The following is a 15361-nucleotide window of genomic DNA, read 5'->3' on the forward strand; positions in this document are numbered from 1 at the left end:
AACTCTCCCGGACGGGCGAAGTCGGCAGGACCGTCGTCTGTTTCGAGGAGGACGCTTCCGACATGAAGGCCGTTGTGATGGCCGGTGGTGAAGGCACTCGCCTTCGCCCCATGACGTCGAGTATGCCCAAGCCGCTGCTGCCCGTGGCCAACAGGCCGATCATGGAGCATGTGCTGCGGCTGTTGAAGCGGCATGGGCTCAGCGAGACCGTAGTGACCGTGCAATTCCTGGCGTCGCTCGTCCGGAACTACTTCGGTGACGGGGAAGAGCTCGGCATGGAGCTCACCTACGCCAACGAGGAAAAGCCGCTCGGGACGGCCGGCAGCGTGAAGAACGCCGAGGAGGCGCTCCGCGACGACGCCTTCCTCGTGATCTCCGGAGATGCGCTCACCGACTTCGATCTCACCGACCTGATCCGTTTCCACAAGGAGAAGGGCGCGCTCGTCACCGTCTGCCTCACGAGGGTCCCCAATCCTCTGGAATTCGGTATCACGATCGTCGACGAGGAAGGCAAGGTCGAGCGCTTCCTGGAGAAGCCGACCTGGGGCCAGGTCTTCTCCGACACGGTGAACACGGGCATCTACGTCATGGAGCCCGAAGTTTTCGACTACGTGGAACCCGACGTCCCGGTGGACTGGTCGGGTGACGTCTTCCCCCAGCTCATGAAGGAAGGCAAGCCGGTTTACGGCTATGTCGCCGAGGGCTACTGGGAGGACGTCGGCACCCACGAGAGCTATGTGAAGGCCCAGGCGGACGTCCTTGAGGGCAAGGTCGACGTCGACATCGACGGCTTCGAGATCTCGCCGGGCGTCTGGGTCGCCGAGGGCGCCGAGGTGCACCCGGACGCCGTACTGCGCGGCCCGCTGTACATCGGCGACTACGCCAAGGTCGAAGCCGGCGCGGAGCTGCGCGAGCACACCATCGTCGGGTCGAACGTCGTCGTCAAGAGCGGCGCCTTCCTGCACAAGGCCGTGGTGCACGACAACGTGTACATCGGGCAGCAGAGCAATCTGCGCGGCTGTGTGATCGGCAAGAACACCGACATCATGCGGGCGGCCCGGATCGAGGACGGAGCCGTCATCGGCGACGAGTGTCTCGTCGGTGAGGAATCGATTGTTCAGGGCAACGTCCGGGTCTATCCGTTCAAGACCATCGAGGCCGGTGCCTTCGTCAACACCTCGGTGATCTGGGAGTCCCGCGGCCAGGCGCACCTGTTCGGCGCCCGCGGCGTCTCCGGCATCCTGAACGTCGAGATCACCCCCGAGGTCGCGGTACGGCTCGCCGGCGCGTACGCCACGACCCTGAAGAAGGGGTCCACCGTCACCATCGCCCGGGACCACTCCCGGGGCGCGCGGGCGCTGAAGCGCGCGATGATCTCCGCGCTCCAGGCCAGCGCCATCGACGTACGGGACGTGGAGAACGTGCCGCTGCCGGTGGCCCGGCAGCAGACGGCCCGGGGCAGTGCCGGCGGCATCATGGTCCGTACGACGCCGGGCGTGCCGGATTCCGTCGACATCATGTTCCTGGACGAGCGCGGTGCCGACCTCTCGCTGGCGGGCCAGCGCAAGCTGGACCGGGTCTACGCGCGCCAGGAGTACCGCAGGGCCTTCCCCGGCGAGATCGGCGACCTGCACTTCCCCTCCAGCGTCTACGACTCGTACACCGGGTCGCTGCTCCGGTCGCTGGACACCGAGGGCATCGGCGAGTCCGGTCTGAAGGTCGTCGTCGACGCCTCCAACGGCAGCGCCGGTCTGGTGCTGCCCAGCCTCCTGGGGCGGCTCGGCGTCGACTCGCTGACCATCAACCCCGGTCTGGACGAGTCCCGGCCGACGGAGACCGCCGACGCCCGGCGTGCCGGGCTGGTCCGGCTCGGGGAGATCGTGGCCTCCGCGCGGGCGGCCTTCGGGGTGCGGTTCGACCCCGTCGGTGAGCGGCTGTCGCTGGTGGACGAGCGCGGCCGGATCATCGAGGACGACCGGGCGCTGCTGGTCATGCTGGACCTGGTGGCCGCCGAGCGGCGCAGCGGCCGGGTGGCTCTGCCGGTGACCACGACCCGTATCGCCGAGCAGGTGGCCGCGTACCACGGCACGCAGGTGGAGTGGACGACCACCTCGCCCGACGACCTGACCCGGGTGGGCCGCGGGGACGACACGATCTTCGGTGGTGACGGCCGCGGCGGCTTCATCGTTCCGGAGTTCAGCAGCGTCTTCGACGGCGCGGCGGCGTTCGTACGGCTGATCGGGCTGGTCGCCCGTACGCAGCTCACGCTCAGCCAGATCGACGCGCGGATCCCGCGGGCGCATGTGCTCAAGCGGGACCTGGCGACGCCGTGGGCGGTCAAGGGCCTGGTCATGCGCCATGTGGTGGAAGCCGCGGGCGACCGGTCGGTGGACACCACCGACGGCGTTCGGGTGGTGGAGGCCGACGGGCGCTGGGTGCTGGTGCTGCCGGACCCGGCGGAGGCCGTCACCCATCTGTGGGCCGAAGGCCCGGACGACGCCTCGGCCCAGCAACTGCTGGACGAGTGGTCGGCGGTGGTGGACAGCGCGGGCCGCTGATCTCCGTCGGGGTACGGACGTCCGTACCGTTCCATGGCCCCACCGGCGCGCCGTGATTCGGCACGCCGGTGGGGCCATTGGGTGACTGCGGCGCCGACGTGCGACGATGTGCGGCATGTCGCAGCAGCGCCCCGATCGGAGCACCCCTCACCAGGCATCGCGCCCCGACGCCTCGATGTCGCTGCTGACCAACGTCATGGACCACGCGCTGGACGACGGGTACGCGGAAGCGGCGGAGCGGAAGGCGGCGGCGGGGACGCGGGGTCTGCCCCGTACCCTGCGGGCCAAGTTGGGGCTGGCGGCGGGCCTGGTGCTGGCCGCGGTGGTGGTGACGGTCGGTGCCGCCCAGGCGCGGATATCGGCTCCCACCCTGGCGAAGGAACGCGAAGAGCTGATCAACCGTATCGAGCACGGTACGGCCGACGCCGACGCGGTGCAGAAGCGGGTCGACGCGCTCCGCGACGACGTGGGGGCGATGCAGCGCGAGGCGCTGAAGAAGCACGGCGGCGACCGGGCCGAGCTGCTGGCCCTGCTGGCCGGCTCGACGCAGGTGACCGGCCCCGGGGTGAAACTCGTCGTCGACGACGCCAAGTCGGCCAAGTCGAGTGGCGGCGGGCCGCGGGAGAGCACCGGGTTCTCGGACACCGGGCGGCTGCGCGACCGCGATCTGCAGCGGGTCGTCAACGGTCTCTGGGCGTCCGGTGCCGAGGCGGTCGCCGTCAACGAGCAGCGGCTCACGTCCCTCTCGGCGATCCGGGCCGCGGGAGACGCCATACTGGTCGACAACAAACCGCTGGTGCCGCCGTACACGGTGCTGGCGGTGGGGGACGGGCGCAAGCTCGCGACCGCGTTCCAGGACAGTGCGGACGGCCAGTACTTGGACGTGCTGCGCAAGAACTACGGGATTCGTACGAAGATTTCCGCCGAGAACGAGGTCAGGCTGCCGCCCGCGCCCAGTTTGATCGTACGTACAGCACAGCCGAAGGCCGGTGCCGCGGGCGGCGCCGACACAGGGAAGGGCACATCGTGATCGCCGTACTGGGCCTCATCGTGGGAGTCGTGGTCGGGCTTGTGGTCCGACCCGTGGTGCCGACGGTGGTCGAGCCCTATCTGCCGATCGCTGTCGTCGCGGCGCTGGACGCCGTCTTCGGCGGTCTGCGCGCGATGCTGGACGGCATCTTCGACGACAAGGTCTTCGTCGTCTCGTTCCTGTCCAACGTGGTGGTCGCCGCGCTCATCGTCTTCCTCGGCGACAAGCTCGGCGTCGGCGCCCAACTGTCCACCGGTGTGGTCGTCGTACTGGGCATCCGCATCTTCTCCAACGCCGCGGCCATCCGCCGGCACGTCTTCAGGGCCTGATGCCGATGGCTACGGACGACACCCCCGGGCAGGACGGCACGCCGCCGGAGCCGGGCGGGGAGCCGCGGAGGGAGCCGCCCGGCGGGACCGGCGGTGCGGACCGCGGCCCCGGTGGGGCGGACCGGCCGGCCGACCGGCGGCCGATGCCTCCGGAGAGCCGGTCCCAGGAGCGGCAGGACGGCGCTGGGAGCGCCGCTGACGAGGCGCCGGCGGCTGGTACGGACCAGACGGCCGGGCCCGGTGCCGCGGAGCCGCAGGTGACCGGACGGCAGCGTCTGGTGGCCGGTCTGTGGCCGCCGCGGCTGACCCGTGCCCAACTGATCGTGGCCCTGCTGCTGTTCATTCTCGGTCTCGGCCTGGCAATTCAGGTACGTTCCACGAGTGACAACAGCGCACTACGGGGCGCGCGGCAGGAGGACCTGGTGCGCATCCTGGATGAATTGGACAACCGTTCGCAACGCCTGACGGATGAACAGCGCAGGCTGGAGGGCCAGAAGACCGAGCTGGAGAACAGCTCGGACCAGGCCGAGGAGGCCCGGAAGCAGACCGTGGAGAAGGAGCAGCAGCTCGGCGTGCTGGCGGGGACGGTGGCGGCCCAGGGGCCGGGCATCAACCTCACCATCAACGATCCGACGCACTCCGTCGAGGCGGACAAACTCCTGGACACCGTTCAGGAGCTGCGGGCGGCCGGCGCCGAGGCCATTCAGATCAACGAGGTAAGGATCGTGGCCGATTCGTACCTGTCGGACGTCCGTGGCGGCGTGGAGGTCGACGGCAAGCGCGTCACCCAGCCGTACCGTTTCAAGGTGATCGGCAAGCCCGAGGACCTGGAACCGGCGCTGAACATCCCTGGCGGTGTGGTGCAGACTTTGGAGAAGGAGCAGGCCACTGTGTCGGTGAGCCGTGACGAGAAGATCATCGTGGACGCCTTGCGGGAGGCGAAGCGGCCTGACTACGCTCGGTCGTCATCGCGGTGAGCCGGCGACGAATGCGGACGCTTCGGGTCGGGCATGAGGCAGCGGGGGGTCGGCGCACCGTACGGGTGGTGCGTGGTGGAAACTGTGTGAAGGCCACGGACGTTAACAAGATGTCCGGATCGGCCGGTGTCTGCATCGAGGGTTCGTCCTGCCCCACGGGCGGGTCTGTTTCGTTCAAGGGGAATCGCCCGTGAAGTTGTTTGCAAAGCTGTTCGGCAAGAGCGCACGCCAGGAGGGTGGCAGCGGCTCGGCCAAGCACCGTGCCCCGCGCCAGCCCGAGGAGGGCGGCGCCGGCGGAGAGCGTCCGCTCTTCCGTGACCAGGTCGGTGGCCCCGGAGCGCCGGGTGCTCATTCTGTTGACCCCTCCGTGCCCGGCCGCATAGGTTCCCAGGGATCGTCGGCCGCGAACACGGGTGGAGGGGTTGCCTTGCCGGTCTGTACGAGGTGCGGTCACCGCAACGCCGAGGCGAGCCGGTTCTGCTCCAACTGCGGAGCCCCGCTGCGCCCCGGGGCGCAGGCCGAGCGCGCGTCCGAGACGACCTCCACCATCTCCATCTCGGGGCTGGAGGCGTACGACGCGGAGACGACGGGGCAGACGGCGGTGCCGTCGCTGTCCCCCGAGGCGCAGGCGGCCGTCGAGGCGCTGCCGATGGGCTCGGCCCTGCTGGTCGTGCGCCGAGGCCCGAACTCGGGCAGCCGCTTCCTGCTGGACGGCGACCTGACGACGGCCGGGCGGCACCCGCAGAGCGACATCTTCCTGGACGACGTGACGGTCTCGCGCCGGCACGTGGAGTTCCGCCGCGGCCAGGACGGTTTCACCGTCGCCGACGTCGGCAGCCTGAACGGCACGTACGTCAACCGTGAGCGGATCGACTCGGTGCCGCTCGCCAACGGTGACGAGGTCCAGATCGGCAAGTTCCGGCTGGTCTTCTACGCGAGCCAGCGGGGCGTCGGCTTCTGACCGGCCAAGGAAGGTATATGCACCGCACTGCGCCGGGTGGTGCCGGGTCCGCCGGCACCACCTCGGACGGCAAGCTGATGAGCATCGGTACGGTGCTCAACGCGCTGCGCGACGAGTTCCCCGAGGTCACCATCTCCAAGATCCGTTTCTTGGAGGCCGAGGGGCTCGTCGAGCCGCGGCGCACCCCGTCCGGATACCGCAAGTTCAGCGCGGACGACGTCGCCCGGCTGGCGGCCGTCCTGCGGATGCAGCGTGACCACTATCTTCCGCTGAAAGTGATCCGCGAGCACCTCGACGCGCTCGCGCGCGGCGAACAGGTGCCGCTGCCGGCTCCCGCCGCGCCCGCGGGGGAGCTGTTCGAGGGGCTCGGCGAGTCGGCCGGTGAGCAGCCCACGGCCGCCCGCATCGGCCGGGCGGAGCTGCTGGCCACCGCGGAGGTCGAGGAGGCCGAGCTGGCCGACTGGGAGGCGTACGGACTCATCGTCCCGGACGCCGACGGCGGGTACGACATCGAGGCCGTGACGGTCGCCAGGCTCGTCGCCGAACTGGGGCGATTCGGCCTGGAACCCCGCCATCTGCGGGCGGTCAAGGCGGCCGCCGAACGGGAGGCCAACCTCGTCGAGCAGGTCGTCGCGCCGCTGCGCCGGCACCGCAATCCGCAGACCAGGCAGCATGCCGAGGCCACGGCCAGAGAGCTGGCCACGCTGTCCGTACGGCTGCACGCGGCGCTGGTCCAGTCCGCCCTGCGGGTCCGGCCGACGTGAGCAATGGGTGGCCCGACTACCCAAACCGCCCGGGCACGTCCTAGGGTTGCTGTGTGAACGAGCTCGATGTCGTGGGTGTCCGGGTGGAAATGCCTTCCAACCAACCGATCGTGCTCCTACGGGAGGTAGGAGGCGACCGTTACCTGCCCATTTGGATCGGGCCGGGGGAGGCCACCGCCATCGCCTTCGCCCAGCAGGGGATGGCCCCTGCCAGGCCGCTGACGCACGACCTCTTCAAGGACGTGCTGGAAGCGGTGGGCCAGGAACTGACCCAGGTCCGCATCACGGACCTGCGCGAGGGGGTCTTCTATGCCGAACTGGTCTTCGCCAGTGGTGTCGAGGTCAGCGCCCGTCCGTCCGACGCCATAGCGCTGGCGCTGCGCACCGGTACGCCGATCTACGGGACCGACGGGGTCCTCGACGACGCGGGCATCGCCATCCCGGACGAGCAGGAGGACGAGGTGGAGAAGTTCCGCGAGTTCCTCGACCAGATCTCGCCCGAGGACTTCGGCACCAACAGTCAGTGAGCCGGGTGCGCGGAGGGTCGCCTTCCGCGCATTCGAGTAGCCTTTCCCCGTCCTGGGGCACGAGAAACCACTCGCAGGGTGATTATCACTCGGCGTGGCGAGCGCGGCGATCGTTGACGCACCCCGAGTGACTGCATACCGTCGATAGGGCAGGTCCCGTCCGGGACGTGGAGGACGGAGGTCGGCGTGGCAATCACCGGCGACGGTACGGCGGCGGAAGGGGCGTTGCCGCTCCACCCCGGGGCTGTTGACCGCACCCCGGCACAGGCCGCCGAGGCACCGGGGGACCGCGGGGCGGAAACCATCGGCTACCGCGGCCCGACGGCGTGCGCGGCCGCGGGGATCACCTACCGCCAGCTCGACTACTGGGCCCGTACGGGGCTCGTCGAGCCGAGCGTACGGCCCGCCTACGGGTCGGGCACCCAGCGGCTCTACAACTTCCGGGACGTCGTCGTCCTGAAGATCGTCAAGCGGCTGCTGGACACCGGCGTGTCCCTGCAGAACATCCGCACCGCCGTCCGGCACCTGCGCTCCCGCGGGCTGTCCGACCTGGCGAGGATGACCCTGATGAGCGACGGCGCCACGGTCTACGAATGCACCTCGCCCGACGAGGTCGTCGACCTGCTCCAGGGCGGGCAGGGCGTCTTCGGCATCGCGGTGGGCGTGGTGTGGCGCGATGTGGAGGGCGCGTTGTCGCAGCTCCACGGCGAGCGGGTGGACACCGGCGAGACGCTGGTCCGGCACAACCCGCACGACGAGCTGGCGCGGCGGCGCAACCGGGCGGGCTGAGCCGGGCGTACGGCGCGGGAGGCGCACGACGGCAGCGGCAGGGCGTACGGAGACGGCGCCCGGCCGCTGCGCGCGCCCGTCACGGCGGTCTCCTGCGCCTCTGTCGCATCAGGACGCGCCCGAGGTCTCACAGAACGCGGAGCGGGCCGTCAGCCTCGCACAGCGGCTTTCAGGCCGTCCGGCGAGGCCGGTCGGCGCGATTGTCAGTGGTGTGGGGCAGCATCGGTCATGTGAGACGTGCGCCGACGATCCTGCATCTGGACATGGATGCGTTCTATGCGTCCGCCGAGCAGGCGGCCAAACCGAGCCTGCGCGGAAAACCCGTGGTGGTCGGCGGGATCGGCCCGCGTGGTGTGGTCTCCACGGCCTCGTACGAGGCCCGGGTCTTCGGGGTGCACTCCGCCATGCCCACCGCGCAAGCCCGCCGCCGCTGTCCGAACGCGGCGTACCTGACTCCGCGCTTCACCCTGTACCGCCAGGTCAGCGACGTGGTGATGGAGCTGCTGCACGAGCTGTCGCCGCTGGTGGAGCCGCTCAGCCTGGACGAGGCGTTCGTCGACCTGGAGGCGGGCGGCGTCGCGGCGGACACCGAGGCGGTGCGGGAGGTGGGGGAGCGGCTGCGACGGGACATCCGGCGCCGGACGGGGCTGACCGGGTCGGTGGGACTGGCCGGCGCCAAGATGCTGGCCAAGATCGCCTCGGAGCAGGCCAAGCCGGACGGCCTCGTGGTCATCGAGCCCGGCACGGAGCGGGAGCTGCTCGGCCCGATGACGGTGCGGACGCTGCCCGGCGTCGGCCCGGCCACGGCGGAGACGTTGCGCCGGGCGGGCATCCACACGGTCGCCGAGACGGCGGAGGCGGGCGAGGCGGAGCTCGTACGCCTGCTGGGCAGGGCGCACGGCGCGGGGCTGTACGCGATGGCGCTGGGCCGCGACGACCGGCCCGTGGTGGCCGAGCGGGACGCGAAGTCGATATCGGTCGAGGACACCTTCGACGTGGACCTGACGGACCGGACGCGGGTGCGGGCCGAGGTGATGCGGCTGGCGGACCGGTGCGTGCAACGGCTGCGGGCGGCCGGACGGTCCGGCCGGACCGTCGTGATCAAGGTGCGTAACTACGACTTCTCCACGCTGACCAGGTCGGAGACGCTGCGTGGGCCCACGGACGACCAGGGCGTGGTGCGGGAGGCCGCGGCCCGGCTGCTGGACCTGGTCGACACGACGGGCGGCGTGCGGCTGCTGGGCGTGGGGGTGACCGGCCTCGCGGATTTCACGCAGGAGGACCTGTTCGCGCAGGTGGCGACGGAGAAGGCGGCCGAGGAGGAGGCCGAGCGGGCGCGCCGGGCGGCCGACGAGGCCGCGCGGCTGGCCGCCGACGAGCCCGAGCGGCCCCGGCGCTGGCTCCCTGGGCTCGACGTGATCCATGACGAGCACGGGCGGGCTGGGTCCAGGGCAGCGGCGTGGGCCGGGTGACCGTACGGTTCGAGCAGCCGTGGTCCGGGCCCGGGCGGGTGCGCACGTTCCCGGTCGAGGACCCCGCGCTGCGGCCCGGCGAGCCGCTGCCGCTGGTGGGCGGTCCGCCGGACGGGTGGCGCGACGGGCTGCCGGGCGGTCTGCCCGGCGGTCTGCCCGGCGGGGCGGGTGGCTCCGGCGGTGGTGAGCACGGGCCGGGGAGACGGAGGGGCCTGGCGGATCGGGGGAGGCCGGCGGGGCCACGGAGGCCGACGAACCCGGCGGGTCCGGAAAGGACAGCGGGCCCGGAGGCGCGCTGAAGGAGCCCGACGGGCCCGGCGACGGCATGACGGAGGAGACCGGCGATCCCGGCGACGGCACGACGGAGGAGCCCGTCGGCCCCGAAGCTCCTCCGCCCGGTGTTCAGTCCTCCGCGCCGGCCACCCGCCCGAACTCCGTGTCGGCCGGCGCGGCGTCCGAGCCGGGCACGGGATCGGAGGCCGGGATGTCCAGACGGTAGTGGTGATAGAGCTGTAGTTCCTGCTCCGGCGAGAGGTGGCGGCCCACTCCGAAGTCCGGCGCGTCCCTGATCAGCTTGCGGTCGTAGGGGACGTGCAGCGCCTCGTCGACCAGATCGCTGGGCTCCAGGGGCACGAACGCGTCCCGGCTGAAGATCCCGGTGCGTACGGCCGCCCATTCCGGTTCGCCGGTCGCGTCGTCCAGGTACACCTCGTCGACGGTGCCGATCTTGGTTCCGTTCTTGTCGAACGCCTTGCGGCCGATCAAGCTGCGGGGATCGATATCGGTCTGCACGGTCCCTCCAAGTGGTCGCAACTGCCTTGTGACAACTACCAAACGGCACAATTCATGCCCCGGCCACTCGAAGGAACGTCCGTTCGGCGCGCTGGTAGGCTGGCGAGCGGCTGTCGACCCCATGCGGGAGAGTCCTTCGTCGATCTTGGCGGAGGCGCCGAAGGAGCAACTCCTCCCCGGAATCTCTCAGGCTCACGTACCGCATGGACGAGGTCACTCTGGAAAGCAGGGCGGGCCACGGGCGGGCACAGCGCCGGAACCCTTCCTCACCGACGGTGAAAGCCGGTACCGCGTGCGGGACCGGTGAAGCTCTCAGGTTGAGATGACAGAGGGGGAGGCCGTCCGGGCACCAGCGCCGTGGTGCCCCGCGCAGGTCGAAACGACCAGGAGGCCCCCGCAGATGACCACCACCCGCAGCTCCCTGACCGAGCTGGAACGAGGCACCCCGTTCGAGCAGCGGCACATCGGCCCCGGCCCGGAGGACCAGGCCAAGATGCTGGCGCAGGTCGGGTTCGGATCGCTGGACGAACTGACCGCGGCCGCCGTACCGGACGTGATCAAGAGCGCGGAGGCGCTGGGCCTGCCCCAGGGCCGTACGGAGGCCGAGGTCCTCGCCGAGCTGCGGGCGCTCGCGGACCGCAACCAGGTGCTCGCCCCGATGATCGGGCTCGGTTACCACGGCACGTTCACCCCGCCGGTGATCCTGCGCAACGTGATGGAGAACCCCGCCTGGTACACGGCCTACACCCCGTACCAGCCGGAGATCTCCCAGGGCCGGCTCGAAGCGCTGCTCAATTTCCAGACCATGGTCGCCGACCTGACCGGACTGCCGACCTCCGGTGCCTCGCTGCTGGACGAGGGCACGGCCGCGGCCGAGGCGATGGCCCTCTCGCGGCGCGTGGGCAAGGTCAAGCAGGGTGTCTTCCTGGTCGACGCCGACTGCCTGCCGCAGACCGTCGCCGTGATCGAGACGCGCGCCGAGCCGACCGGCGTCGAGGTCGTGGTGGCCGACCTGTCCGAGGGCATCCCGGCGGAGGTGGCGGAGCGCGGCGTCTTCGGCGTGCTGCTCCAGTACCCCGGTGCCTCCGGCGCCGTACGGGACCCGCGGGCCGTCATCGAGCAGGCGCACGAGCTGGGCGCGATCGTGACGGTCGCCGCCGACCTGCTGGCGCTGACGCTGCTGACCTCGCCGGGCGAGCTGGGCGCCGACATCGCCGTCGGCACCACGCAGCGTTTCGGCGTCCCGATGGGCTTCGGCGGCCCGCACGCCGGATTTATGGCCGTACGGGAGAAGTTCGCCCGCAGCCTGCCCGGCCGGCTGGTGGGTGTGTCGGTGGACGCCGACGGCAACAAGGCGTACCGGCTCGCCCTCCAGACGCGTGAGCAGCACATCCGCCGGGAGAAGGCCACCAGCAACATCTGCACCGCGCAGGTGCTGCTCGCGGTGATGGCGGGCATGTACGCCGTCTACCACGGCCCGGACGGCCTCGCGGCCATCGCGCGCCGTACCCACCGCTACGCGTCCATACTCGCGGCGGGCCTGCGGGCCGGCGGGGTGGAGGTCGTGCACGGCGACTACTTCGACACGCTGACCGTACGGGTGCCGGGCCGGGCCGCCGAGGTCGTCGCCGCGGCCCGCGAGGCCGGCGTCAACCTGCGGCTGGTCGACGCCGACCTGGTGGGCGTCGCCTGCGACGAGACCACCGGACGCGCGCAGGTGCACGCGGTGTGGGGCGCCTTCGGTGTCCGGGCCGACATCGAGCAGCTCGACGCGACCGTGGTCGACGCGCTGCCCGAGGGGCTGCTGCGCGGCGACGCCTACCTGACGCACCCGGTCTTCCACCAGCACCGCTCCGAGACCGCGATGCTGCGCTACCTGCGCCGCCTGGCGGACAAGGACTACGCGCTGGACCGCGGCATGATCCCGCTCGGCTCGTGCACCATGAAGCTGAACGCGACGACCGAGATGGAGCCGGTCACCTGGCCCGAGTTCGGGCAGTTGCACCCGTTCGCGCCGGTCGAGCAGGCACAGGGCTACCTCACGCTCATCGCGGAGCTGGAGGAGCGGCTGGCCACGGTCACCGGCTACGACAAGGTCTCCATCCAGCCGAACGCCGGTTCGCAGGGTGAACTGGCCGGTCTGCTGGCCGTACGGGCGTACCACCGCGCCAACGGCGACGAGCAGCGCACCGTCTGCCTGATCCCCTCCTCGGCGCACGGCACCAACGCCGCCAGTGCCGTGATGGCCGGCATGAAGGTCGTCGTCGTCAAGACCGGCGAGGACGGCGAGGTGGACGCCGACGACCTGCACGCCAAGATCGAGCAGTACCGGGACCAGCTCGCGGTGCTGATGGTGACCTACCCGTCCACGCACGGCGTGTTCGAGGAGCACATCACGCAGATCTGCGCGGCCGTGCACGACGCGGGCGGCCAGGTGTACGTGGACGGCGCCAACCTCAACGCGCTGGTCGGCCTCGCCGAGCCCGGCAAGTTCGGCGGCGACGTCTCGCACCTGAACCTGCACAAGACCTTCTGCATCCCGCACGGCGGCGGCGGTCCCGGCGTCGGCCCGGTCGGCGTGCGCGCCCACCTGGCGCCGTACCTGCCCAACCACCCGCTGCAGCCCACCGCGGGCCCGGAGACGGGCGTGGGCCCCATCTCCGCGGCGCCGTGGGGCTCCGCGGGCATCCTGCCCATCTCCTGGGCGTACGTCCGGCTGATGGGCGGCGCGGGCCTCACGCGTGCCACCCAGGTCGCGGTGCTCGGCGCCAACTACATCGCCAAGCGCCTGGAGCCGCACTACCCCGTGCTCTACACCGGCCCCGGCGGCCTGGTCGCGCACGAGTGCATCATCGACGTCCGGCCGCTGACCAAGGCGACCGGGGTGAGCATCGACGACGTCGCCAAGCGGCTGATCGACTACGGCTTCCACGCGCCGACGATGTCCTTCCCGGTGGCCGGCACGCTGATGATCGAGCCGACCGAGAGCGAGAACCTGGACGAACTGGACCGTTTCTGCGACGCGATGATCGCGATCCGCGCGGAGATCGACAAGGTCGGTTCGGGGGAGTGGGACAAGGACGACAACCCGCTGCGCAACGCCCCGCACACCGCGGCGGCGCTCGGCGGCGAGTGGACGCACCCGTACACCCGCGAGGAGGCGGTCTTCCCGGCCGGCGGCGAGGCGGCGGAGAAGTACTGGCCGCCGGTGCGCCGGATCGACGGTGCGTTCGGTGACCGCAACCTTGTGTGCTCCTGCCCGCCCATGGAGGAGTACGACGGCTGATCCGCCGTCGGCGCGCACCGCTCGCGGTCGCGCGGCATGCGAAGGGCCCTCGGCGTCGACGCCGGGGGCCCTGTTGTCCGTTGTGCTCTCTTGTCAGCCGGCGGTCGGTCGGTGCCGTGCCGTGCTGTGCGGTTCCGCGTGGTTCCGTGCGCTGAGGTGATCAGGCGGCGGTGGCCACGTGCGGCGTGCCCAGAACCCGGTGCGGCGCGATGACCTGGCCGTCCGGCAGCAGTTCACCGGTGTCCTCGAACAGGAGGACACCGTTGCACAGCAGGCTCCAGCCCTGCTCCGGGTGGTGCGCCACGAGATGGGCGGCCTCCCGGTCGGCGGAGTCTGCGGTCGGGCACGGCGGTTGGTGCTGGCACATGGATGATGTCTTTCGCTGCGATGTGGTCTGATTCGTCCTGCGGCTCGACGAGATGCTCATGGCCGCTCCCCCGTTTCAGTAGGTCGATACCAGTGTTGCCCCACGGGCCGGATTCCGCAGGGATTTGGCTGCAGCGGCACTCACTAGATAATGACGCATCACCCGTGCGGTCGGTTCATTTCAAGTGCGTCCCCGGTACGGGGCGTTGGGAGCCGGGCGGCCGCGTACTCCGCGCGGGTGAGCGCAGCGGAGCGCCCCGCGTCCGGGAAGGGCGCGGGGCGCGTTCCTGTGAGGCGGTGTGCTCCGGTGCGCGGTTGCGTCGTACGACGTCGGCCGGTCGCCGTGGAGGACCCCCTGCCGGGTCTCAGGCCGGCGACCCCAGCAGGGGCACCGGCGCGAGGCGCAGGGTCAGCCGGGGCAGCAGGTCCGCCACCCGGTGCGGCCGGTGGGCGGCGATGCCCGGCGGGGCCGGCGCCAGCGGGACGAGGACGTCACCCGGGGCGGGCACCCCCTCGGAGCCGTCCGCCGAGACGTCGTGGTGCAGCCACAAAGTGAGCATGTACAGCTCCGGCACGGACAGCAGCCGCGGCTGGTACGGGGTCGGTACGGACTCCGCCTGACGCAGTGCCCGTTCGGTCGACGTGACGTAGGGGCCCTCGCAGAAATGCGAGAAGGTCCAGCCGTCGGCCGTGAGCATGGCTTCCGCGGTCGCCACCGACCGCTCGCCGCTGCGGATCAGGAACCGCCAGCCGGTGAGCCGGGTACGGGGCGGCCCGGCGGGGTGGCTGACATCGTCCAACACGTATACGGGAAGGGGGAGTTCGGCACTCAGCGGGCCCTGGTGGGCACGGAGGGCGGGGGTGCGGGCCTCGCGCACGGCGGTGGGGGAACCGAGGGCGGCGAGGACGCTGCGGAGGGCAGGCGCGGGGGCAGGGGGGACATGCAGCGGCATGGTGGGTCGCCTCTCACTTGGGAGACACGGTGGTGCTGGGCATGGTGCGGACGACGTCGTCAGCGTGCGGGGTCAGAGCGCCAGTACTTGGCCGACCGGGGATGCCGGCCCGGCGGGGGTCAGCCGCTGTGCCGCAGCCCCGGTGGAACACCGCAACGCTGGGCGCCAACTCTCTGCCTCGTCAGCGAAGTTTATACGACGTGTGTTCACCAGGTGTTTCGGCTAGCCGTTCCGCGGATTGCCGACAAGGCGGAATCCAGACCCCTCCGGACGGCCTTTTCGGTGCCTTTGTGCGGTGCCCGGCGCCACGGCCTGGTATTCCGTCGTGAACACGGTAGGCCGGATCCGGACGGTCATTTAGCGGATCTCGACTGCATTTCCCACGACACCATGAGACGGCCTCCGGTCCCGACGGTATGCCCTCGGAATGTGCCAGCCCGTCCGTCTCCCGGAGCCTACCGGTTCCGGCGCACGTCCGAGGCGTTATCGATCGGATTGCCGGGCATCATCGACCGTAGCGCGATCGTCGGGCCCGCCGGGGAGCCCGGCCGACCGGG

Annotated in this window: 12 protein-coding genes, 1 pseudogene and 1 riboswitch; of the genes and pseudogenes, 10 read left to right on the forward strand and 3 right to left on the reverse strand. The window is 71.0% G+C overall.

Annotated features, from left to right (window positions below; genetic code table 11):
* Nucleotides 1-62: 62 nt before the first annotated feature.
* The 9 genes and pseudogenes from EJG53_RS35765 (at nucleotide 63) to EJG53_RS35805 (ending at nucleotide 9706) form a co-directional block, all read left to right on the forward strand.
* A complete protein-coding gene (locus EJG53_RS35765; protein WP_031005207.1) occupies nucleotides 63-2558 on the forward strand; it encodes a mannose-1-phosphate guanyltransferase in 2496 nt (831 codons plus the stop codon).
* A gap of 115 nt (nucleotides 2559-2673) precedes the next feature.
* Complete coding sequence (locus EJG53_RS35770) at nucleotides 2674-3588, forward strand: DUF881 domain-containing protein (protein ID WP_125048378.1); 915 nt, start codon at nucleotides 2674-2676, stop codon at nucleotides 3586-3588.
* On the forward strand, nucleotides 3585-3917 hold the full coding sequence (locus tag EJG53_RS35775; RefSeq protein WP_003984969.1) for a small basic family protein: 333 nt from the start codon (nucleotides 3585-3587) through the stop codon (nucleotides 3915-3917). The genes EJG53_RS35770 and EJG53_RS35775 overlap by 4 nt, the downstream gene beginning before the upstream one ends.
* 5 nt (nucleotides 3918-3922) lie before the next feature.
* Nucleotides 3923-4894: a DUF881 domain-containing protein gene (locus EJG53_RS35780; protein ID WP_371858761.1), complete on the forward strand. Its 972-nt coding sequence runs from the start codon at nucleotides 3923-3925 to the stop codon at nucleotides 4892-4894.
* Nucleotides 4895-5321: 427 nt separating this feature from the next.
* On the forward strand, nucleotides 5322-5855 hold the full coding sequence (locus tag EJG53_RS43455) for an FHA domain-containing protein (RefSeq protein ID WP_031005213.1): 534 nt from the start codon (nucleotides 5322-5324) through the stop codon (nucleotides 5853-5855).
* A 17-nt stretch (nucleotides 5856-5872) separates the two neighbouring features.
* On the forward strand, nucleotides 5873-6619 hold the full coding sequence (ftsR, locus tag EJG53_RS35790) for a transcriptional regulator FtsR (protein ID WP_125048381.1): 747 nt from the start codon (nucleotides 5873-5875) through the stop codon (nucleotides 6617-6619).
* A gap of 53 nt (nucleotides 6620-6672) precedes the next feature.
* A complete protein-coding gene (locus tag EJG53_RS35795; RefSeq protein WP_003984965.1) occupies nucleotides 6673-7146 on the forward strand; it encodes a bifunctional nuclease family protein in 474 nt (157 codons plus the stop codon).
* Nucleotides 7147-7332: 186 nt separating this feature from the next.
* Nucleotides 7333-7935, forward strand: coding sequence for a MerR family transcriptional regulator (locus tag EJG53_RS35800; RefSeq protein WP_125048382.1), 603 nt, complete (start codon nucleotides 7333-7335; stop codon nucleotides 7933-7935).
* Nucleotides 7936-8165: 230 nt separating this feature from the next.
* Nucleotides 8166-9706 (forward strand): annotated as a pseudogene (locus EJG53_RS35805) (DNA polymerase IV).
* A gap of 103 nt (nucleotides 9707-9809) precedes the next feature.
* Here EJG53_RS35805 and EJG53_RS35810 read toward each other — a convergent pair.
* Nucleotides 9810-10199 carry a PRC-barrel domain-containing protein gene (locus EJG53_RS35810; RefSeq protein WP_031005221.1) on the reverse strand — a complete coding sequence of 130 codons (390 nt, stop codon included), beginning with the start codon at nucleotides 10197-10199 and terminating at the stop codon, nucleotides 9810-9812.
* A 114-nt stretch (nucleotides 10200-10313) separates the two neighbouring features.
* Nucleotides 10314-10411, forward strand: a riboswitch (glycine riboswitch).
* Nucleotides 10412-10599: 188 nt separating this feature from the next.
* Between EJG53_RS35810 and gcvP the strand changes: the two genes are divergently transcribed.
* Entirely contained in the window at nucleotides 10600-13485 is a 2886-nt protein-coding gene (gene gcvP / locus EJG53_RS35815; RefSeq protein WP_125048383.1) for an aminomethyl-transferring glycine dehydrogenase, read from the forward strand.
* A gap of 160 nt (nucleotides 13486-13645) precedes the next feature.
* Here gcvP and EJG53_RS35820 read toward each other — a convergent pair whose 3' ends face one another.
* Nucleotides 13646-13852: a DUF5999 family protein gene (locus tag EJG53_RS35820; protein WP_030019934.1), complete on the reverse strand. Its 207-nt coding sequence runs from the start codon at nucleotides 13850-13852 to the stop codon at nucleotides 13646-13648.
* A 364-nt stretch (nucleotides 13853-14216) separates the two neighbouring features.
* Entirely contained in the window at nucleotides 14217-14804 is a 588-nt protein-coding gene (locus tag EJG53_RS35825) for a hypothetical protein (protein ID WP_031005225.1), read from the reverse strand.
* Between the last annotated feature and the right edge of the window lie 557 nt (nucleotides 14805-15361).

Source organism: Streptomyces chrestomyceticus JCM 4735 (genome assembly GCF_003865135.1).
In the GTDB taxonomy this organism is placed as follows: domain Bacteria; phylum Actinomycetota; class Actinomycetes; order Streptomycetales; family Streptomycetaceae; genus Streptomyces; species Streptomyces chrestomyceticus.